At 30.3% G+C, this 19747-nt stretch carries 17 protein-coding genes, 7 tRNA genes and 1 pseudogene; 4 read left to right on the forward strand and 21 right to left on the reverse strand.

Features of this window, described 5'->3' with window-relative positions; translation table 11 throughout:
- Positions 1 to 205: 205 nt before the first annotated feature.
- Complete coding sequence (locus CLLI_RS01690; protein ID WP_106062528.1) at positions 206 to 1183, forward strand: DnaD domain protein; 978 nt, start codon at positions 206 to 208, stop codon at positions 1181 to 1183.
- Complete coding sequence (locus CLLI_RS01695; protein WP_106062529.1) at positions 1176 to 2156, forward strand: ATP-binding protein; 981 nt, start codon at positions 1176 to 1178, stop codon at positions 2154 to 2156. Before CLLI_RS01690 ends, CLLI_RS01695 begins: the two co-directional genes overlap by 8 nt.
- 34 nt (positions 2157 to 2190) lie before the next feature.
- Here the strand turns inward: CLLI_RS01695 and CLLI_RS01700 are convergent.
- The 9 genes and pseudogenes from CLLI_RS01700 to CLLI_RS14765 form a co-directional block, all read right to left on the reverse strand.
- Positions 2191 to 2267, reverse strand: a tRNA-Asp gene (locus CLLI_RS01700).
- Between the two features lie 9 nt (positions 2268 to 2276).
- Positions 2277 to 2352: transfer RNA gene (locus tag CLLI_RS01705), tRNA-Val, on the reverse strand.
- Positions 2353 to 2362: 10 nt separating this feature from the next.
- Positions 2363 to 2437 (reverse strand) — tRNA-Glu (locus tag CLLI_RS01710).
- Between the two features lie 89 nt (positions 2438 to 2526).
- A tRNA-Asp gene (locus CLLI_RS01715) sits at positions 2527 to 2603 on the reverse strand.
- A 9-nt stretch (positions 2604 to 2612) separates the two neighbouring features.
- Positions 2613 to 2688 (reverse strand) — tRNA-Val (locus tag CLLI_RS01720).
- A 10-nt stretch (positions 2689 to 2698) separates the two neighbouring features.
- Positions 2699 to 2773 (reverse strand) — tRNA-Glu (locus CLLI_RS01725).
- Positions 2774 to 2942: 169 nt separating this feature from the next.
- Positions 2943 to 3758, reverse strand: coding sequence for a pyruvate, water dikinase regulatory protein (locus CLLI_RS01730; RefSeq protein WP_106062530.1), 816 nt, complete (start codon positions 3756 to 3758; stop codon positions 2943 to 2945).
- 8 nt (positions 3759 to 3766) lie between these two features.
- On the reverse strand, positions 3767 to 4153 hold the full coding sequence (locus CLLI_RS01735; RefSeq protein WP_106062531.1) for a CoA-binding protein: 387 nt from the start codon (positions 4151 to 4153) through the stop codon (positions 3767 to 3769).
- Positions 4154 to 4252: 99 nt separating this feature from the next.
- Positions 4253 to 4938, reverse strand: a pseudogene (locus tag CLLI_RS14765) (RNA-guided endonuclease InsQ/TnpB family protein); the annotation flags it as partial.
- 366 nt (positions 4939 to 5304) lie between these two features.
- Between CLLI_RS14765 and CLLI_RS01745 the strand changes: the two are divergent.
- Entirely contained in the window at positions 5305 to 6528 is a 1224-nt protein-coding gene (locus CLLI_RS01745; RefSeq protein ID WP_106062532.1) for a BaiN/RdsA family NAD(P)/FAD-dependent oxidoreductase, read from the forward strand.
- A 62-nt stretch (positions 6529 to 6590) separates the two neighbouring features.
- Here the strand turns inward: CLLI_RS01745 and CLLI_RS01750 are convergent, their stop codons facing one another.
- The 4 genes from CLLI_RS01750 to CLLI_RS01765 all read right to left on the reverse strand — a co-directional run bounded on the left by CLLI_RS01750 (position 6591) and on the right by CLLI_RS01765 (position 10571).
- Entirely contained in the window at positions 6591 to 7334 is a 744-nt protein-coding gene (locus tag CLLI_RS01750) for an acyl-[acyl-carrier-protein] thioesterase (protein WP_106062533.1), read from the reverse strand.
- A gap of 151 nt (positions 7335 to 7485) precedes the next feature.
- Positions 7486 to 7671 carry a DUF1858 domain-containing protein gene (locus tag CLLI_RS01755; RefSeq protein WP_106062534.1) on the reverse strand — a complete coding sequence of 62 codons (186 nt, stop codon included), beginning with the start codon at positions 7669 to 7671 and terminating at the stop codon, positions 7486 to 7488.
- Positions 7672 to 7836: 165 nt separating this feature from the next.
- The gene (locus CLLI_RS01760; RefSeq protein WP_106062535.1) at positions 7837 to 9123 is read right to left on the reverse strand and encodes an adenylosuccinate synthase; all 1287 of its coding nucleotides are present in this window, start codon (positions 9121 to 9123) and stop codon (positions 7837 to 7839) included.
- Positions 9124 to 9164: 41 nt separating this feature from the next.
- Positions 9165 to 10571: an NAD(P)/FAD-dependent oxidoreductase gene (locus CLLI_RS01765; protein ID WP_106062536.1), complete on the reverse strand. Its 1407-nt coding sequence runs from the start codon at positions 10569 to 10571 to the stop codon at positions 9165 to 9167.
- Positions 10572 to 10838: 267 nt separating this feature from the next.
- Between CLLI_RS01765 and CLLI_RS01770 the strand changes: the two genes are divergently transcribed.
- A complete protein-coding gene (locus CLLI_RS01770; protein ID WP_106062537.1) occupies positions 10839 to 11357 on the forward strand; it encodes a CDP-alcohol phosphatidyltransferase family protein in 519 nt (172 codons plus the stop codon).
- Between the two features lie 53 nt (positions 11358 to 11410).
- Here CLLI_RS01770 and CLLI_RS01775 read toward each other — a convergent pair whose 3' ends face one another.
- The 8 genes from CLLI_RS01775 to CLLI_RS01810 form a co-directional block, all read right to left on the reverse strand.
- The gene (locus CLLI_RS01775) at positions 11411 to 11626 is read right to left on the reverse strand and encodes a DUF3006 domain-containing protein (protein ID WP_106062538.1); all 216 of its coding nucleotides are present in this window, start codon (positions 11624 to 11626) and stop codon (positions 11411 to 11413) included.
- 36 nt (positions 11627 to 11662) lie between these two features.
- Positions 11663 to 12100, reverse strand: coding sequence for an ACT domain-containing protein (locus CLLI_RS01780; RefSeq protein ID WP_106062539.1), 438 nt, complete (start codon positions 12098 to 12100; stop codon positions 11663 to 11665).
- An 87-nt stretch (positions 12101 to 12187) separates the two neighbouring features.
- Positions 12188 to 13687, reverse strand: coding sequence for a L,D-transpeptidase family protein (locus tag CLLI_RS01785; protein ID WP_106062540.1), 1500 nt, complete (start codon positions 13685 to 13687; stop codon positions 12188 to 12190).
- A 163-nt stretch (positions 13688 to 13850) separates the two neighbouring features.
- Positions 13851 to 13926 (reverse strand) — tRNA-Thr (locus CLLI_RS01790).
- A gap of 100 nt (positions 13927 to 14026) precedes the next feature.
- Positions 14027 to 15361, reverse strand: coding sequence for a replicative DNA helicase (locus CLLI_RS01795; protein ID WP_106062541.1), 1335 nt, complete (start codon positions 15359 to 15361; stop codon positions 14027 to 14029).
- Between the two features lie 35 nt (positions 15362 to 15396).
- Entirely contained in the window at positions 15397 to 17232 is a 1836-nt protein-coding gene (gene lonC, locus CLLI_RS01800; RefSeq protein ID WP_207655060.1) for a Lon family ATP-dependent protease, read from the reverse strand.
- A gap of 71 nt (positions 17233 to 17303) precedes the next feature.
- Positions 17304 to 17747: a 50S ribosomal protein L9 gene (rplI, locus tag CLLI_RS01805; protein ID WP_106062543.1), complete on the reverse strand. Its 444-nt coding sequence runs from the start codon at positions 17745 to 17747 to the stop codon at positions 17304 to 17306.
- The gene (locus tag CLLI_RS01810) at positions 17744 to 19735 is read right to left on the reverse strand and encodes a DHH family phosphoesterase (RefSeq protein WP_106062544.1); all 1992 of its coding nucleotides are present in this window, start codon (positions 19733 to 19735) and stop codon (positions 17744 to 17746) included. The genes rplI and CLLI_RS01810 overlap by 4 nt, the downstream gene beginning before the upstream one ends.
- Between the last annotated feature and the right edge of the window lie 12 nt (positions 19736 to 19747).

Consider the following 19747-nt stretch of genomic DNA (forward strand, 5'->3'; position numbering starts at 1 on the left):
AAAAATTAAGGGGATAAGTACGCCCTTTCGGGCCGCGGGCGAAGCCCTATTGGATAAAATTTTCAACTGAATTTATAATGGGAAAAATTCAAAAAATAAATTGCCCACTTTAACTTGACACAAACGTAAAAAATGATTTATTGAGATAGTATATATACTTTGTTATAATTATATGATACTTTATTATAAATGGAGGTTTTAAAAAATGAGCACCTTTGTGTTTAAAAATAGAGATTGGAATTATACTCCGGTTAGTAATATTTTTATTGATAAATACATGCCTAAGGCACGAGGAGAATTTGTAAAGGTATATTTATTAGGATTAAAATACTGTGTATCTGGTGAACTTGGTGTTAATTCTTCCATAATGGCAAGCACACTTCACCTTCTTGAAACAGATGTTATAAATGCATGGTCCTATTGGAACGACGAGGGCATTATAAGGATGATTCCGTTAGATAATATGGGAAACTTCACAATAGAATTCCTAAATATAACTGAATCTACTGAAACATCTACTGACAACATAAATTTATTAGAAGAACTGAATAATAATTCTACTAAGGATATGCTCCAAGATATTGAAAAATTATTAGGCAGGCCATTATCTACTAAAGAAATGACAATGTACATAAGCTGGATAAAAGACTTTAGCTTTCCTCCTGAAATTATTCTTTTATTAATCCAATATTGTGTTTCCAAAGGAAAAACTGATTGTAGGTATATTGAAACTATTGCCATATCCTGGTATGATGCCAAAATAAAAACAGTTGAGGATGCACAAACTTTTATAAAAAAACATGAAGATAAATGGACTAATATTAGAAAAATTTTAAATTACATGGGAATGAAAGATGCAGAGGTAATGAAACCTCAGGAGGAAATGCTAACTAAATGGCTATCTACTTATAACTTTCCCCTGAATGTTATATTTAAGGCCTGTGAAATATGTTTTCAAAGAATAAATAAAGCTGATTTTAAATATATTGATGGTATTTTAAGTAGTTGGTATAGAGATGGTTTAAAAAACTTAGAGGATATAGAAAAGAAAGATTCTAAAAAGACTTTTAAAAAACCGGGTAATTTCAAAGCTAAACTAGATAACTTCAACAATTATGAGCAAAGAAATTACAACTTTGATGAATTAGAGAAAAAGTTGTTAGGATGGGATAATAATGATTAATGGTTATCAGGCGGAAGTTTTAAAAATATATGATGAACTACGTAACTCTGAAGAAAAAGCTTTAGAAAATAGAAGAGCAGAAATAGAAAAGAAACTTCCTAAAGTAATAGATATTGAAAAAAATATAGTTAAGCTTTCATTAGATATGTCTATAAATATTTTAAGGAAAAAAGAGAATATCGAGGAATATATAAGTGTTATTAAAGAAAAAATTACAGATTTAAGAGTAAAAAAATCTGAACTTCTAGTGTCTTCAGGATATCCATTGGATTATTTAGAAATGCATTATAATTGTCCTAAATGCAAGGATACAGGTTTTGTAGGAACTATAAAATGTGAATGTTATAAAAAGAATTTAATTAAGGCTCTATATAGGAGTTCAGAAATAAATTATATACTTGAAAGAGATAACTTTGATAATTTTAGTTTCCAGTACTTTTCTCCTTACAAAAGCTCTAATGAACCAGAAAGCCCTAGAAAAAACATGGAGAAAATCGCAGATATATCCTGGAATTTTATCGAAAACTTTAATTCTATAGATGAAAACCTTCTATTTTATGGAGATTCCGGCACAGGAAAAAGCTTCCTTGCCAATTGCATTGCAAAGGAATTACTAGATAGGGGTCATATGGTAATCTATAGAACAGCCGTTGATTTAATAAAAGATCTAAAGGGAGCTAGATTTGATTCTCAAGAGGAATTGGAAGATCTCCTTATAAACTGTGATCTTTTAATAATTGATGACCTAGGCACAGAAGCTTTAACAGAGTTCTCAAAAACGGAGCTATTTAACTTATTAAACAGAAAATTATTAAAAAGAAGAAAAATGATTATATCTACTAATTTTACCATAGAAGCTCTATTAAAAAACTATTCAGAAAGGATTTCTTCAAGACTTCTAGGCAACTTTACTTTATGTAAGTTCTATGGTGAAGATATAAGAGTTAGAATCAATATGAATAAGAAAAAATAAAAAACATACACATCATAGTGTATGTTTTTTATTATGGCGACCCAGAAGGGGATCGAACCCTCGACCTTCGGCGTGACAGGCCGACACTCTAACCAGCTGAGCCACTGGGCCATATTAATGTGGTGGGCACAACAGGGCTCGAACCTGTGACCCTCTGCTTGTAAGGCAGATGCTCTCCCAGCTGAGCTATGCGCCCACATTGTTTGTGGTGACCCCTACGGGACTTGAACCCATGTTACCACCGTGAAAGGGTGGTGTCTTAACCGCTTGACCAAGGGGCCTTATTAATTTGTTTATTATTAAGCTAGCAATAAAATAAATAACCTGTTAGCTACAAATCACTAAATTGAATTAACTATGCTAATAAATATGGCGACCCAGAAGGGGATCGAACCCTCGACCTTCGGCGTGACAGGCCGACACTCTAACCAGCTGAGCCACTGGGCCATATTAATGTGGTGGGCACAACAGGGCTCGAACCTGTGACCCTCTGCTTGTAAGGCAGATGCTCTCCCAGCTGAGCTATGCGCCCACATTGTTTGTGGTGACCCCTACGGGACTTGAACCCATGTTACCACCGTGAAAGGGTGGTGTCTTAACCGCTTGACCAAGGGGCCTTATTCTTCTTCGTTTCAGTCGTTTAGCGACCCGACATAGATAATAATACAAGATAATCGATAAAGTGTCAACAGTTTTTATTAAAAATCTTTTATGTTTTTTGACGTTTTTTTTAGCACCAGGACTAAAGCACTGACATTACTAGCCTTTAGCCCTGTAAAATTCTCATTAATGATCCTTTATGCCGTCATAGCCTATGGATTCCATTATGAGGAGTGCAGTATCTTCTATAGCTCTTTTTGTTACATCTATAGTTTTACATCTAAGTCTTCTCATAACCTTATCAGCAAATTCTAACTCATTTAGAACCCTTTCTGCATTTGCATATTGTATTTCAGAGGATAGCCTAGAAAACTTATCCATCCTATGTTTTCTTATTTCTATTAGTCTCATAGGGTCAATAGTAAGTCCTATTATCTTTTTACTATCTATAGCAAATAGTTCTTCAGGAATAGGTATTTCAGGCATTAGAGGTATATTTAAAGCTTTTATACCTTTGTTAGCTAAATACATGCATAGAGGGGTTTTTGAAGTTCTAGATAACCCTATTAAAATTACATCTGCATGTTTTATTCCTGCATAATCCCTACTGTCATCATATTGGATAGCAAACTCCATAGCTTCTATTTTCTTAAAATATTGAGAATCCATATTCCATACTGCTCCAGGTTTATAATCTGGGAGCTTATTTAATAACCTAGAAGCGGTACTTATACATGGACCTAATACATTAATTATTCTAATACCTTTTTCAATGCATCTTTCCACCAAAAACTCCCTTACATCTACTAGAACAATTGTTGTTATAACCATGGAATCATTAGGAGATTCTATATCACTTATAAATTCATCCACAGCTTCAAAATTTTTAATATAGGTAACTCTTTTTACCTCTATTCCCTCTTCAAATTGGCAAGCTGTGGCCCTAGCTACTTGTTCAGCTGTTTCCCCAATTGAATCTGACACAGCATATATTGTTAACATGTACCTATCTACCTCTTCTTTCTTTTATAGTAGGGAAGCTCTTCCAAAGCACATCCCTCTATAGCCATAATACCTTTTTCTGCACAAAAACTCAATATATCTTCACTTTCGGCACCAGGCTGAATTAATATTTTATTAATGCCTAAGCTATAAGCCTCTTCCACTATTTTTAATCCAGTAATAGGATTTATACATAAATCTATTACATCAATTTTATATGGAATATCCTTTAAAGATTTATAAATATTATCATCATTACTACTAGGATTTACCCCTTGTACATTATATTCGGCACCTTTTAGTGTATTTAGAATTCTATGAGCATATTTACTACTATTTAAAACATCTCCCACTACTACCCAATTCTTATATTCTAATAATTGTTGACCATCCATAATATTTCCGTTACCAAAACTCTATAAAACTCTATAAGAAGATTATATAAGCCTAAAGTTTTGTTTATTTCCTACTTCATAATGTCCGATTTTGCCAATTTTAATTTGATTAAGAAATATATTAAATCCTTGCTCTGCTATTGCCTTTGATAAGTGTTTATTCTTCATCATATTAGATACTTTTAAATCCTCCATAACTATCCTATATGGTTTGGCTTTCACCATTTTGGAGGTAGTTTGGTGTATATGATTTAATCTAATATTTTTAATTTTACTATGAAGTTTTTTAATCTTCTTTTCAAGTTTTACAATGTTCTTAGTCTTTTGGTAACTCTCTCCTTTCTTATTCATAATATATTTTCTTGAACATTGTCTTTGAAGCCTTTTTAACTTTTTGCTTAGTTTTTTAACTTTATTTGTTTTATTAATATTCTTAGTATCTAATTCATCTATATTTGTTATTGCTAATTGAGATATTCCTAAATCTATTCCTAAGCTAAAATCATTTAATCTAACAGTTTTTATATTATCCTCAATACCTACTGAAAGTACCCATACTCTAACATTAAAATATACTCTAGGATTTTTAAACTTTGTTATATCTGCTGTAAAATAATTCTTTACCTAGATCTGTAACTGATAATTTTTTACTATTAAGTTCATAGCTATCTATTTGCCTGGCTAACGCCCAATTATAAACAAATCTCATACAGCCTATATGGCTTATACATTAAAATTATTTGCTCTTGTGTTGGATATAGCCTTATATTTAATGCTTTTATCATGTTTTATCACCTCACTTTGCTATTTATTATATCAGTATGTTCAATAACTTATTTTATATGATATTTTGAGGTGATTCTACTAGATAGTTTTGAAGTATATTAAAAAATGGTGTGCTTTTACAAATTTTTATAGTATTTCTTTAACTGTTAACAAGCCTCCTTTTATATAAACACCTTATAATTTTTGTTGCTATGATTATATTATGTACTAAAAAATATATAATAATTTATAGTTTTATTATCCACATCTATTTTTATATTTATCCACATTTGCACATATACACTTTCTTTTTTCGTGTATAATATTAATTATAATAATTTTTAAGTGAATTAGTTTTAACATCAAATTAAAAGGAGAGATTTGATTTGTACCATAATGTTATTGTAATTGGCGGTGGAGCCTCTGGTATTGTTACTTCCATTGCAGCTAAAGATAGAGGACTAGATGTAGCCATTCTAGAAAGCAATGAAAGAATAGGAAAAAAGATTTTAACTACTGGTAATGGAAGATGTAATATAACTAATAAAAATATATCACCTAGTAGATATCACAGCTCAAACAAAAATTTTTTTAATCATATATTAAACAGTTTTTCTATAACTGATACAATTAACTTTTTTTATTCCTTGGGACTTCCAATAACTGAACTGGATCATGGAAAAATGTATCCCATGTCCCTACAAGCTTCTTCAGTATTGGATATATTAAGATTAGCTTTAGATGAAAGGGAAATACCTATATATTTCAATTCCAAAGTAAAATCTATTAAAAAGACAAATAATAGATTTCAATTAACTACTACAGATGAAAATATATTTTACTGTGATAAATTAATACTAGGCTGTGGTGGAAAATCCGCTCCTAATACAGGATCAGATGGTTCAGGTTTTGCTTTAGCACAATCACTTGGTCATAAAATAATTTCCCCTGTTCCAGGACTTGTTCAATTGAAATTAAAATATAATAAATTAAAGGCTCTTTCTGGAATTAAGTTTGATGGTTTTGCGGAATCCTATATAGATAATCATCCTGTAAGAAAAGAATTTGGAGAACTTCTATTTACTGACTATGGAATTTCAGGCCCCCCAATACTACAACTTAGTAGTAAAATTTCTAGAGCACTTTATGAGAAAAAAAATGTTCATATATTAGTAGATATGTGCCCTAATACAGAGTATGAAGAACTTAAGGATTTTTTAGAAAATCACTGGGGAATTTTTAATTATAGAAGTATATTTGAATCCCTTATAGGGATAATAAACAAAAAACTTATTCCAGTTATATTAAAAGAATGTGACATCTTAGATATACATAAGCCTTGCATTGAGCTTACTTGGAAAGAAAAATCTTCATTATTGAAATTACTAAAAAGCTGGAAATTCGAAGTATATGACACTAATTCCTTTAATAACTCTCAAGTTACCTGTGGTGGAATTGATACTAATTATGTAAATCCTAAAACCTTAGAATCAACTATAGTTCCTAACCTGTATTTTACAGGTGAGATACTAGATGTTCATGGCGACTGTGGTGGATTTAACCTTCAATGGGCTTGGAGCAGCGGTTATTTGGTTGGCCAATATGTTTAGGATGAGTTTTTTATCAATATTTTATTAAAGCCACCCATATAAAATGTGTGGCTTTCTTTAAATTATTCCCATATAGTTTGTGCTGTAGTTAACCTTTTCCCTTCCTTATCTACAATGATATGCTTGCATATTATTCTATTTTCTTCTTCTATTACTTCTGTGGAAACCTTTATGGTTTCTCCATAAGTAGTTTCTTTTTCATAAGTTATATTTATATTTCTAAGCAAATAATTTTTAACTATTTCCAAAGGTACGGTTTCTATCGCCCAGGAAACATATTTAACATTGTTTACATGTCCATTAGTATCTATATCGCTATATCTTACATCAAAAGTCTTTTCTACATTCTTATTTATTATATGGGATATCTTTGGAATTTCTGGTATATCAATATCATTTTCTGAAATATCAAAAGCTTGTCTCATATCTTCACCTATCTTTTTAGGTTTTCTTTTTTCTACATCAATAAGAAACCATATAGATGCTGCCTCTACTAAAATTTCTCCGCTTTCATTCATTATATCAAATATTCTATAAGCATAAAATCTTCTAAACCATTTAGGATTAGTTCTTACTTTTATTTTTTCACCGTGTAAAGGATATTTATATATATTTATATTCCATTTATAAAGTACCCAGGCAATTTTATTTTTAGCCATATAATCAAGACCCACATTTCCTTCTTCAGATTGCTTAATAGCAACATCATCAAAGTAATTCATTATGCTTGTTATTAATGCTCTTTTTTTACAATCTACTTCATAATAATGAACTTCATATTCTTTTGTAGTTATTAAATTTCCCATTAAAAACACTCCTTTTAATAGAAAGAATCATTGCATTGTTATTCATTTGGGATTGTGTAGCTTTACTTATATTATGTTATAAATTTGGACTTTTTTCAATGATTAATATTGATAAAAAAGCCTGTAAGAAAAATTCTTACAGACTTTTTTATTACTTATTTAATGCTTCTAAAAGTTTATCTAATTCTAATCCATGTACCATAGCTGCTTGTTCTATTGTTTCTGCTTGAGCTGATGGGCAAAATACGCAGCCCATTCCAAAGTTAGAAAGTATTTCAGCCGCCTCTGGTTTATTTTTGATTGCTTCTCCTATAGTCATATCTTTATTAATTTCCATCTTTATCTACCTCTCTTTAAAATATTTTTAGTTATCTTAGAAAGTATATAAGTATGGTCTACTTTCTATATTATATTATAAATAACAAAACCTAATATTTCAAGTATACACTTATTATATACTAAGGCACTAAAAACATACCTAGAAATGAATATTAACACCTTATTAAATATGACTTATTTTCATTGTTTGATCTCTTTTGGGGCCTACGGAAACTATAGATACTTTTGTATTAGTAAATTCCTCTATTTTCTTTAGGTATACTTTTGCATTTTCTGGAAGCTCTTCATAACTTCTTGCATTTTCAATGCTTTCATCCCAACCATTGAACTCTTCATATATAGGTTCACATTTAGCCAAATCCTCAAGACTAGCTGGAACGTAATCTATTGCTTTATCTCCAAACTTATATCCTACACAAACCTTTAGTTTCTCTAACCCTGCCAAAGTATCAATTTTTGTTACTGCAAAACTTGTTAGTCCCGAAACTCTTGCTGCTGTTTTAAGTATAACAAGATCCAACCAGCCACATCTTCTAGCCCTTCCTGTAGTTACTCCATATTCATGTCCTTTTTCTCTTATCCATTCTCCTGTTTCATCTGACAGTTCTGTAGGGAATGGTCCTTTTCCTACTCTTGTAGTGTATGCCTTTGCTATACCAACTGCATTTGTTATCATAGTTGGTCCAATACCCGCTCCTATACAAACACCGCCAGCTATAGTATTAGAAGATGTTACATAAGGATAAGTTCCATAGTCTATATCAAGTAAAGTACCTTGTGCTCCTTCAAATAATACTTCTTCACCTTCCTTTATCTTATCATATACTATTACAGAAGTTTCCTTAACAAAAGGCTTCATTTTTTGTGCATAGCCCATATACTCATTATATATTGCGTCAAAGTTAAGTTCCTCCTCACCATATATTTTATTGATTATATTATTTTTATCTTCTATGTTATCCCTTAATTTTTCTGCAAATACTTCCTTATGCATAAGGTCGCAAACTCTTATTCCGCTTCTTTCCATCTTATCTGTATAACAAGGACCTATTCCTTTACCTGTAGTTCCAATATCTTTCTTACCCCTTGCCCTTTCCTTTATACCATCTAATATCTTATGGTATGGCATTATTAATTGAGTTCTATCACTTATAACAAGATTATTAGGTGTTATTTCTACTCCTAACTCTTTTAAGTATCCCATTTCTTCAAAAAGAGCCTTAGGATCTAAAACTACTCCATTACCTATTACATTTAGCTTATTTTTATATAGTATTCCCGATGGTATTAAATGAAGCTTATACTGTTTATCTCCTACTTCTACAGTGTGTCCTGCGTTATTTCCGCCCTGATATCTTACAACTACCCCAGCCTTTTCAGCTAAATAATCTGTCATTTTCCCTTTTCCTTCGTCTCCCCACTGAGCTCCTAATACAATACATGCTGGCATGAATACTCCTCCTTAAAATACATACTGAATGTATATCAGTATTAAAGTTTTTTATTTATATCTCTTGCTACAACTACTCCGGTAACTGAAGCTTGCATAAGTCCTCTTGTAATTCCAGCTCCATCACCTATAGTATATAAATTTTTTATAGCTGTTTCAAATTTATTATTTGTTTCAAATTTACTTGAATAGAATTTTACCTCTACTCCATAAAGCAATGTGTTTTTACTATAAAGACCTGGTGCTATTTTATCAAAAGCTTTTAAAGCTTCTACTATTGCAGTTAAATGTCTTTGAGGCAATACAAAGCTTAAATCTCCTGGAACCGCTGACTTCATAGTTGGTATAGTAGTAGATTTACTTAGTCTAGAGTAATCAGTTCTTCTTCCATTTAAAAGATCTCCAAGCCTCTGTACCATTATCCCTCCACCAGTAAGCATGTTACCTAATTTTGCAACATACTTTCCATAATCAATAGGTTGATTAAAGGGTTCAGTAAAAGTAGTTGATACTAACACTGCAAAATTTGTATTATCTGTTCTTAATTCTTTTTCAGAATAGCTATGTCCATTAACCACTGCTATATTATCTTCATAATGTTCTTCGGAAACAACTCCACCTGGATTCATGCAAAAAGTTCTTACCTTATTTTCAAAGGTATCCGAATAATAAACTAACTTAGCTTCATATAAATCTTTAGTTAAATGATCCATTATGGAATTTGGTACTTCTACCCTTACTCCTATATCAACGGCATTATTAGTAGTTTTTAAATTATGTTTTTTTGCCTCCCCTGAAAGCCATTCAGCTCCTCCCCTTCCTGGAGCTACAACTACATAATCTGAAGCTACTTTCTTAGTACCCTCCTTATTTTCTAATACTACTCCCTTCGCCTTCTGTTCCTCTATTATAATATCTTTTACCTCTGTTAATTCGTAAAAATCTGTATTAGTGTTATGTATTAAATGCTCATACATACCCTTTAATACATTGTAGGCTAGCTCTGTTCCTAAATGTCTAACAGGACATTCAATTAATCTTATATTATGTTTACTAGCCTCATATTTTATTTTATCAATATTTTCATTATTTAATCCATAAACAGTTTTATTAGCTCCAAAATGTAAATATACATCATCACAATATTTTATTAAATCTTTTGCTTCACTTTCAGAAAAGTATTCTAATATTCTTCCCCCTACTTCAGGACTTAAAGATAGTTTCCCATCAGAGAAAGCCCCTGCTCCTGACCATCCAAAAGTTATTCCACAAGGAGTACAGTTTACACATTTACCAGTAACTCTAGCAGGACAATTTCTTTTCTCAATACTTCTACCTTTATCTACAATAAGAATATTTATTTCTGGTTTTAATTTTGTAAGTTCTAATGCCGTAAATATTCCAGCAGGACCTGCCCCGACTATAATTAAATCATATTTATTTTTCAATTTACATCCCTCCTGTAATATGGTAGCAAAAATGAACATGCCCGTCAATAACAATTACGAATATTTATTATTTTATTAACAAAATAATTCGGATACAATATTTTATACATTATTCATTATTTTTATTATTAGCATAAAATGATTTTACAAATAAAATAATTATATTATACTATTTATATGGAACCTCAATATTCCTTTTAAGGATAACATTTTGCATATTTTGAATATTATAATAGTAGCTTAATTAGAGTTATAGGAGAGATAAATATGAACCTTCCAAATATTTTAACCTTATTTAGAATGTTTTTAGTACCAACCTTTATATTGGTATTCTTTTCAGATATTAATAACCATATATTTTATTCAATAGTAATATTTTTAATGGCAGGTTTTACTGATGTATTAGATGGATATATAGCAAGAAAACACGATTTAGTAACTAAATGGGGCATTGTTTTAGATCCTTTAGCAGATAAACTTATGCTTCTTACCGTACTTAGTTGTTTAGCCATTGATTATATTATTCCCTTCTGGATACTTATTATAGTAGCAATAAAGGAACTGGCTATGATTATTGCAGGAGCCATACTATATAATAAAGATTTCATAATCCCATCAAATAAATTTGGTAAAATGGCCACTTTTATGTTTTACTTTGCAATATTTACATTAAACTTTAACATAAAACTAGGTGGTTATCTTTTAGATGCAGCAGTATTAAGTGCAATTATAGCCTTTGTTAATTATTGCCTATTTTATTTGGATCAAAAAAATATAAAACAATAGACACAGTAATTGAATACTGTGCCTTAAAAAATATCTTACCTTTAATATGCCCTTTAATCTTCCCATAAATCCTTTGTTAATTCTTCTATTTCTTTTTTTAATTTTTTAGTCTCTTCTTTATCTATGGTTATATTATCATTATTAATAATTATTACATCCCCTTCCTTTACACTAAAGGGGATTTTTTTCTTTTCTATATTAATCATAACCCTATTTTCTAATTCTACCACTGCATAATTTTCTTCAATTCTATCAATTATACCTCTCATTTAGCTTCCTCCGCACTATAATATAATAGATAATTGCTAATCCATAGCAATAAGCTCTAATTTGATAACGTGTTCCATATTTCTTATCTCTTCTAGCATATTATTCAATTCTATGTTCAAATTAGAAATATCAAAAGTTATATTTACATTTGCAGTATTATTTATAGGTATCTCTTGATTTATTGTTAATATATTTCCCTTATAGAAAGCAATTTTATCTAATATTTTTGATAGAGTGCCTGGTTCATGATCCAGTGTCAAAGAAATAATTACTTTGTGATTATTCATAGTTTCAGATACTGTAAAAACATAATCTTTATATTTATAATAAGTACTTCTGCTTATGCCAGCAATCTTTACAGCCTCAGTTATTTCCTTAACCTTTCCAGTTTTCATCATTTCTTTTACTTCAATTACCTTTTCGAAAACATCTGGAAGCACGCTAGTGTGTATCATTAGAAACTTGTAACTCATAAAAATCACCTCATGTATACATTATATTAGAACAAATGTATTTATGGCATAATATTAACATAATAAAGTCATATATACAACCTGATATTAATTTTGTATAACTACCAGTGTATTTCTTGGTATATTATCATAAATCCATTTAGCATATGGGTCTGGTAACCTTATACAACCATGGGAAGCTTTCTTGCCTAGCTTCTTATATTCTTCTTCATTAATACTTCCATCTAAATTATGTATAACACTATGAAATAAAAAATCATGATTAATTCTTACAAAATTATAACATATATATCCTTTTTCTTTTCCAAAGTATTCTCCCCTTCCACCAATTAAATATCTACCTGTTGGAGTTGGTGTTGCATCCATACCAGTAGAACATATAAATGTTTGTAGAAGCTTTCCATATTTATATACATAAACCTTTTGATCACTTATATCAACTATTATGCTATAAATATTTGATGGTGTTACTTTCTTTATATAGTCACTTCTAATATATCCTTTTACTTCATTAAGAGTATCATAATCCTTTGCTTGTACATAATAAAAATTTCCTCTTTTACTTAGAGCTTTTACTTCTTGAGTGCTTCCATAAATATGCCCAGCAATGGCTGAATTAGTGCTTGCTTCTTTTCTTATTCTAATTTTAGTATTTTCATTATCATTTCCTACATACATAGGTTCTATTTTAGGTGCTGCAGGTGTCTTTGGCTGTACTATAGGTATAGGCTTTTTTGCAACAGATATATCTATATTTTTTACATCATCATAATCTCCTAGGTTATCCGTATTGGCACCTTTACTTTCTGCTTTATTAACCCTTATAGATAACTTATATGAGCCCGCAGATAATTTATCTGTAAATACACTATAAGCTTCTTGAGAATTTATTTCTTTTCCATAATATTTTGTAATATCTGTCCATTTCTTTGTATTATTCGAATATAGCCATACCCTATATTGTACTAATCCATAATATCCATCTGTTTTTACAATGATTTCTTGTGAATTGCCTTCATATAATGGAGATTTATTTTTTAGTACTACATTTAGTTTTGGTTGCCCATTTTTTATGCATTGAAACTTTTCAATTTTATAGTCATCATATTTTATATCATATTTTTCTATTTTTGCACTTTTGCTTCCTTCAGTATTAGCATTTTTAACAAACACTATAATTTCATAACTTCCAGGGATAATTTTAAGTATATTAGCTTGATAAGTTTCTTTTCCATCTCTATCCATAGTATATCCTTCAGTAATATCCGTCCATGTATCCTTGTCTAATGAATGCAAAAATACTCTATAATTTACTTTACCATCATAATTAGAATTAATTAATAATGGAGTTAAAATTGTTTCATAAACTGGGGAATTACCCAATTTAATAGAAGCATTTTTTAATATTGTATTTTCCGTAGGTGGTATCACAACTCTATTATCTTCACTTTTGTTATCAATAGTTTGTCCGACTTCTTCCTTAGGTAAACTATTAGCAGCATAAGCTTTTATTGGTATACTGAACACTGCAGATGTACAAATAAATGTTAGTAATAAAAGTTTTGCTAGTTTAAAATCTTTTCTCATCACTGCCCCCTTTTAAATATTAAATTGTAATCCTTAATTAAATTATACTAAATTAGCTAATATAAAAGTACAAATATTTTCATTTATATTTTTATATTTAAAAAAAGAGCAGAAAAATCCGCTCTTCATTATACCAAGTATTATATAAAATATATAATTTTAATGGTGCTCCCGACAGGATTTGAACCTGCGACCTGCTGATTACGAATCAGCTGCACTACCAGCTGTGCTACAGGAGCAAACTTACATTATATATTTTACCATAATAAAACATAATGTTCAAATTCTATAATTCATTGCAAAACAAAAAAAAGGTGAAAACACCTCTTTTTTATATCTTTACTCCTGATGTACTATATCCAATCTTCCAAACTTACTAAATTGTCCTAACCAAGCAAGTTTTACGGTTCCCGTAGGACCGTTTCTTTGTTTTGCTATTATACATTCTGCTACATTTTTATCTTCTGTTTCTTTATTATAATATTCATCTCTATATAAAAACATAACTAAGTCGGCATCCTGTTCTATAGAACCTGATTCTCTTAAATCAGAAAGCATAGGCCTATGGTCTGTTCTTTGTTCTGGTGCTCTAGACAGCTGTGATAGAGCAATTACTGGGCACTCCATTTCTTTTGCAAGGGCTTTAATAGAACGAGAAATCTCTGATACTTCTTGTTGTCTGCTCTCAGATCCTCTACTGCCTGACATAAGCTGAAGATAGTCAACAATTATCATATCTATACCATTTTCTATCTTTAACCTTCTGCACTTAGATCGCATTTCCATAACAGAAATACCAGCGGTATCATCTATAAATATCTTTGCTGAGGACAATGGTCCTGAAGCTTTAGCAATATTCTCCCAATCCCTGTCTTCTAAATTTCCAGTTCTTAACTTAAGCATATCTACATTGGCTTCTGAACATAAAAGTTTATATGCCAGCTGTTCCTTTGACATTTCTAGAGAAAATATAGCTATGCTCTTACCACATCTTAATGCCGCATATTGTGCTAAATTTAATGCAAAAGTTGTTTTTCCCATAGAAGGTCTTGCCGCTACAAGTATCATGTCTCCCTTTTGAAATCCCGATGTTTTAGCATCTAACTCTGGAAAACCAGAGGGTATACCTGTAACCCCTCCTTTATTATTAAAGATTTTCTCTATCTCAATGAAGCCTCTTTCTAATACAGTACTCATTGCCTCAAAATCACTAGTATTTCTATTACTTCCTATATTAAATATTTTTTTCTCTGCTAAATCTACAATAGCTTCAACATCATCCTGCTTATTATAACTATTTTCTATTATATCTGTTGAAGCTCTTATAAGTTTTCTTAATGTAGCTTTATCTTTAACTATTTTTATATAGGACTGCAAATTTGCTGTGGAAATCACGGTGCTGCAAACCTGGCTTATATATGTGATTCCTCCTGCACTTTCTAACTTTTCTTTTGATTGGAGATTTTCAGTAACAGTTACCAAATCCACTGCTATATCCTTCTGATATAAATCTAATATAGCATTAAATATTATTTGATGTGCATCCTTATAAAAGTCTTCCTTATTAAGCACCTCTAAAGCTTGTGCTATAGAAGATTTATCAATCATCATAGATCCAAGTACACATTGTTCCGCTTCTATATTATGAGGCATACTTTTTAACGGTGCATCCATACTCATCTCTCCTTAGTAGTAAGTATAACTTATTTCTAAAATACTATTTTTATTAATTCCTCTATATTTTCTACTGATTTTACTTGTATATCCTTAAGTCCTGTTGGAACTTCTTTTAAGTTATCCTTAGGTACTAATACAAATTTCATACCTTTTCTTCTTGCACCATATATTTTTTCAAAAATACCTCCTACTGGCTTAATTTTACCCCTTAAAGATATCTCTCCAGTAATAGCTATATCTTGTCTAATAGGCTTGTTTAAAAGCGCACTTATTATACATACAGTAATTGCAGCTCCTGCTGAAGGACCATCTATTCGTCCTCCCCCAATTACATTTACATGTATATCATAATCGCTTATATCCTTATCAGTAAGTTTTCTTATAACTGATGCTGCATTAAACACAGAATCCTTAGCCATAGTTCCTGCAGTATCATTAAATCTTACTTTACCATGTCCCTTTTCTTTTGCTTCAAAAACAGAAGCCTCTATTTCTATAGTAGATCCAATATATCCGCTAACTCCTAATCCATAAATATGACCTACTTCATATTTATTTTCGTTATTTATCTCTTCATAAGGAATTAGCCTGTTTATACCTATAACTTCTTTTAAATCTTCTAACTCTATTTTTACTTTATCACCAGTTGCATCAAGATTATTATTATAGAGTACATATCCATATACATCTGCCAGCATATTCACTGCTTTTCTTCCTTCCATAGTATACATGCTTATCATTTCTGCTATTCCACACGCTAAATCTATATTTAACTTTTCAGCTGCATTTATTACTATAGATTGTATATCTTTAGGTGTTAAAGGCTGAAAATATACTTCTGTACATCTAGATCTTAATGCCGGATTTATATCTTGAGGTTCTCTGGTCGTGGCTCCTATAAGTATAAAATCTGCAGGGGCTCCATTTTCAAAAAGATATTTTATATATTTGGGTGTATTTTCATCATCTGGATCATAATAAGAAGATGAGAATTCCACTCTTTTGTCTTCTAATACTTTTAATAGCTTATTTTGTAAAATGGGATCTAATTCGCCTATTTCATCTATAAACAGTACCCCTCCATGGGCTTCTGTGACCAAACCTGGCTTAGGTTCAGGTACCCCAACCTCGGCTAAATCTCTTTTACTTCCTTGATATATAGGATCATGCACAGATCCTAATAAAGGATTAGTTATTTCTCTTGGATCCCATCTTAGAGTTGTTCCATCTACTTCAATAAATTTAGCATCCTTATCAAAAGGAGTATTTTTTAACTTCTTAGCCTCTTCTAGTGCAAGCCTAGCTGCAGTTGTCTTTCCTACTCCTGGCGGTCCATATAGTATAATATGTTGAGGATATGGAGAAACTAATTTTGAAAGCAATGATTTTATTGCTGTCTCCTGACCAACAATTTCAGAAAAAGACTCAGGTCTTAATAGGCTTTGTACATTTTTACTAAGTTTTTTAGAATCTAGCAACTCTAGCTCAGCATATTTATTAAGTGTCTTCCTATTTTCAGGGCCCCTTTGTTTTTTTATTATACCTAGCCTTATTTCATCCATATATTTATTCTGTTTTTCGATTAAATTTTTTTCCACTTGCTTTTCTATATTATTTTGAACATATTTTTTTGCTAAACCTTCTGATATCCATTTATGAGTATCTTCCAAAGCCTCAAAAACATTTTTTTCATCAGGAATTATTTCTATTCCCTTACCATCGCTTATTATTTTATTTAATGCATATAACCTTCTATATTCATCATTGCTGTCTATATAATCTTGAAGTTTAAATTTTATAACTCTTGCTCTTATAGTTTTTTCATCTAATACTTTTTTTACAATTTCAAATAGTACATTTAATTGCATATCTAAAGGTAAAATATTAGATGAATCTTTATCAAAATCATTAATAAATTGTGATTTCACAATTATCCTCCTTATTGTTCTTCAACAACAACCTTAATTTTTGTAGAAATCTCTGGGTATACCTTAACCTCTACTTCATAAGTGCCTAGTTGTCTTATTACATCTACCACTATCTTCTTTTTATCTATATCTATATTAAAATTCCTCTTTAAAGCTTCCGATATATCCTTACCTGTAATGGATCCAAATAATCTTCCATTTTCTCCTGATTTAACTTTTAATCTTATTTCTTTTCCTTTTATATCATTAGCTATCCTTTGTGCTTCTTCAATTTCTGCAAGTTTCTGTCTTCTCTCTGCTTCTTTTTTATTATTTAAAATATGCATATTTGCTTCGTTAGCTTCTATAGCTAGCTTTCTTGGAAATAAAAAATTCCTTGCATATCCATCGGATGAATTCACCACATCCCCCTTTTTACCTACACTTTTTACATCTGCTAATAAAATTACTTTCATTTCTCTTCACCTTCCATTAAGTATTTATCTATAGCATTTTCTAACTTTTCAACTGCTTCCTCAATTGAAACAGATTTAAGCTTAGCTCCAGCCATAGTCATGTGTCCTCCACCACCTAAAGATTCTAGTAGTACCTGTACATTTATATCACCTAAGGATCTGCCACTTATTAAAACTTCATCTCCTATTTTAACAAATACAAATGAGGAATGAATGCCTGTAATATTTAATAGCTCATCCGCTGCCTGTGCGGCTAATACAGAATCTTCTATTGTTGGCGGACATATAGCTATAGCTATTCCATTTGATACCTTAGCTGATTTTAATATTTCATATCTTTTTAGATAGGTATCCAAATCATCTGAAAATAATTTCTTAACATCTAAGGTATCTGCTCCTAATCTTCTTAAAAATGAAGCAGCTTCAAAAGTTCTAACACCTGTTTTAAAATAAAAATTCTTTGTATCAACACATATTCCTGCAAGTAATGCCTCTGCTTCAATACTCTTTAATTTAGGCTTCTCTACCATATATTGTATCATTTCTGTAACCAGCTCTGATGTTGATGAAGCATAGGGCTCTATATAACTTAAAAGCGCTCCTTCTATTGAATCAGTAGATTTTCTATGATGATCTATTATTACTAGCTTTTTTACCTTTTCAACTACCTTCATATTGTCTACATATCCTTTGCTATGAACATCTACTAATATTAAAATGCTATCTTCATCTATATTGTCTAATGCTTTAAAGCTATCTATAAAAGTATTGCCATATTCCTTTTCTGATTTAAGTCTTTCCATCATAGGTTTAATGCTATTATTTATTCCATCTAATATAATATAACATTCTTTATTTAAAAGTTTAACAGTGCTATATATTCCAACAGCAGATCCTAAACAATCTATATCTGCATTTACATGTCCCATTATAAATACCTTATTGCTTTCATTAATTAAATCCACTAATGCATGAGCTATAACCCTTGCTCTTACCTTAGTCTTTTTTTCAACTTCCTTTGTCTTTCCTCCATAAAAAGCTAGCCTTTCTCCACTTTTTACTACTGCCTGATCTCCTCCTCTGCCTAAAGCTAATTCTTTAGCAGATGCTGCATAACTTTGGTTTTCTAATGGGGTATTTCCTCCCCTTCCTATACCTATGCTTAATGTTACAGTAAGCTTGTTTCCCATGTTTATTTCTCTTACAGAATCCAATATATCAAATTTTTTTTCCATTTCCTTTTGTATATACTTATCTTGTATAGAAAGTATATACTTACTAGATCCATATTTTTTTAACATGGCATTTAAACTTTGAGCATAACTATTTATATTTCTTTCAATTTCCGCAATAATTAAAGGTTTTTTATCCTCTTCTGTAGTTTTTATAACATCATCTAAATTATCTACTTCTATAAGCATTACGGTTTCTTTATTTTCATCTATACTTTTTACTACATTATACATGTCAGTTATATCACACAAATAAACCAATATTATTTTATCTTTAGTTCCTTTTCCTTTATCAGTTTCAATTATATTAGTATATATATCATAATAATTATTCATTATATGTGCACATTTAATATGACTCTTTCTACCATCTAATACTTGCTTTAAATTAAACTCATTAATAACTTCAGTAATATTCTTCTCTAATACATCTTTACCCTCAATTGTTAATGAAAAGTTTTGGTTATACCATAATATATTACCATTTTCCCCTACAATGATCATAGGTAGAGGTAATTTTAATAATGTATTTCTTGTAGCATCATCCATTTTAGCTGAAAAATTCTCAATGAACTTTTTCCATTCTGTTTTTCTTGTTTTATTATTTTTTATATTGTATATAACCAATATTGAATAAAGGGATATTGCTAATATTCCTAATTCAGTATTGTAATACATAAGGGTTAATATAAGAACTGCTATTATTAACATATATCTCTTATTAGATGTAGTAAAATAATTATATTTATTATCCATAACAAGCCCTCG

The sequence above is a fragment of the Clostridium liquoris genome, from assembly GCF_002995785.1.
GTDB lineage: Bacteria > Bacillota > Clostridia > Clostridiales > Clostridiaceae > Clostridium_AO > Clostridium_AO liquoris.

Bases quoted from the DNA above. Each gene is read 5' to 3' on its own strand.
- CLLI_RS01690 (WP_106062528.1), top strand. From the start codon at position 206: ATGAGCACCTTTGTGTTTAAAAATAGAGATTGGAATTATACTCCGGTT.
- CLLI_RS01695 (WP_106062529.1), top strand. From the start codon at position 1,176: ATGATTAATGGTTATCAGGCGGAAGTTTTAAAAATATATGATGAACTA.
- CLLI_RS01730 (WP_106062530.1), bottom strand. From the start codon at position 3,758: ATGTTAACAATATATGCTGTGTCAGATTCAATTGGGGAAACAGCTGAA.
- CLLI_RS01735 (WP_106062531.1), bottom strand. From the start codon at position 4,153: ATGGATGGTCAACAATTATTAGAATATAAGAATTGGGTAGTAGTGGGA.
- CLLI_RS01750 (WP_106062533.1), bottom strand. From the start codon at position 7,334: ATGGGAAATTTAATAACTACAAAAGAATATGAAGTTCATTATTATGAA.
- CLLI_RS01755 (WP_106062534.1), bottom strand. From the start codon at position 7,671: ATGGAAATTAATAAAGATATGACTATAGGAGAAGCAATCAAAAATAAA.
- CLLI_RS01760 (WP_106062535.1), bottom strand. From the start codon at position 9,123: ATGCCAGCATGTATTGTATTAGGAGCTCAGTGGGGAGACGAAGGAAAA.
- CLLI_RS01770 (WP_106062537.1), top strand. From the start codon at position 10,839: ATGAACCTTCCAAATATTTTAACCTTATTTAGAATGTTTTTAGTACCA.
- CLLI_RS01775 (WP_106062538.1), bottom strand. From the start codon at position 11,626: ATGAGAGGTATAATTGATAGAATTGAAGAAAATTATGCAGTGGTAGAA.
- CLLI_RS01780 (WP_106062539.1), bottom strand. From the start codon at position 12,100: ATGAGTTACAAGTTTCTAATGATACACACTAGCGTGCTTCCAGATGTT.
- CLLI_RS01785 (WP_106062540.1), bottom strand. From the start codon at position 13,687: ATGAGAAAAGATTTTAAACTAGCAAAACTTTTATTACTAACATTTATT.
- CLLI_RS01795 (WP_106062541.1), bottom strand. From the start codon at position 15,361: ATGGATGCACCGTTAAAAAGTATGCCTCATAATATAGAAGCGGAACAA.
- lonC (WP_207655060.1), bottom strand. From the start codon at position 17,232: ATGCAATTAAATGTACTATTTGAAATTGTAAAAAAAGTATTAGATGAA.
- rplI (WP_106062543.1), bottom strand. From the start codon at position 17,747: ATGAAAGTAATTTTATTAGCAGATGTAAAAAGTGTAGGTAAAAAGGGG.
- CLLI_RS01810 (WP_106062544.1), bottom strand. From the start codon at position 19,735: ATGGATAATAAATATAATTATTTTACTACATCTAATAAGAGATATATG.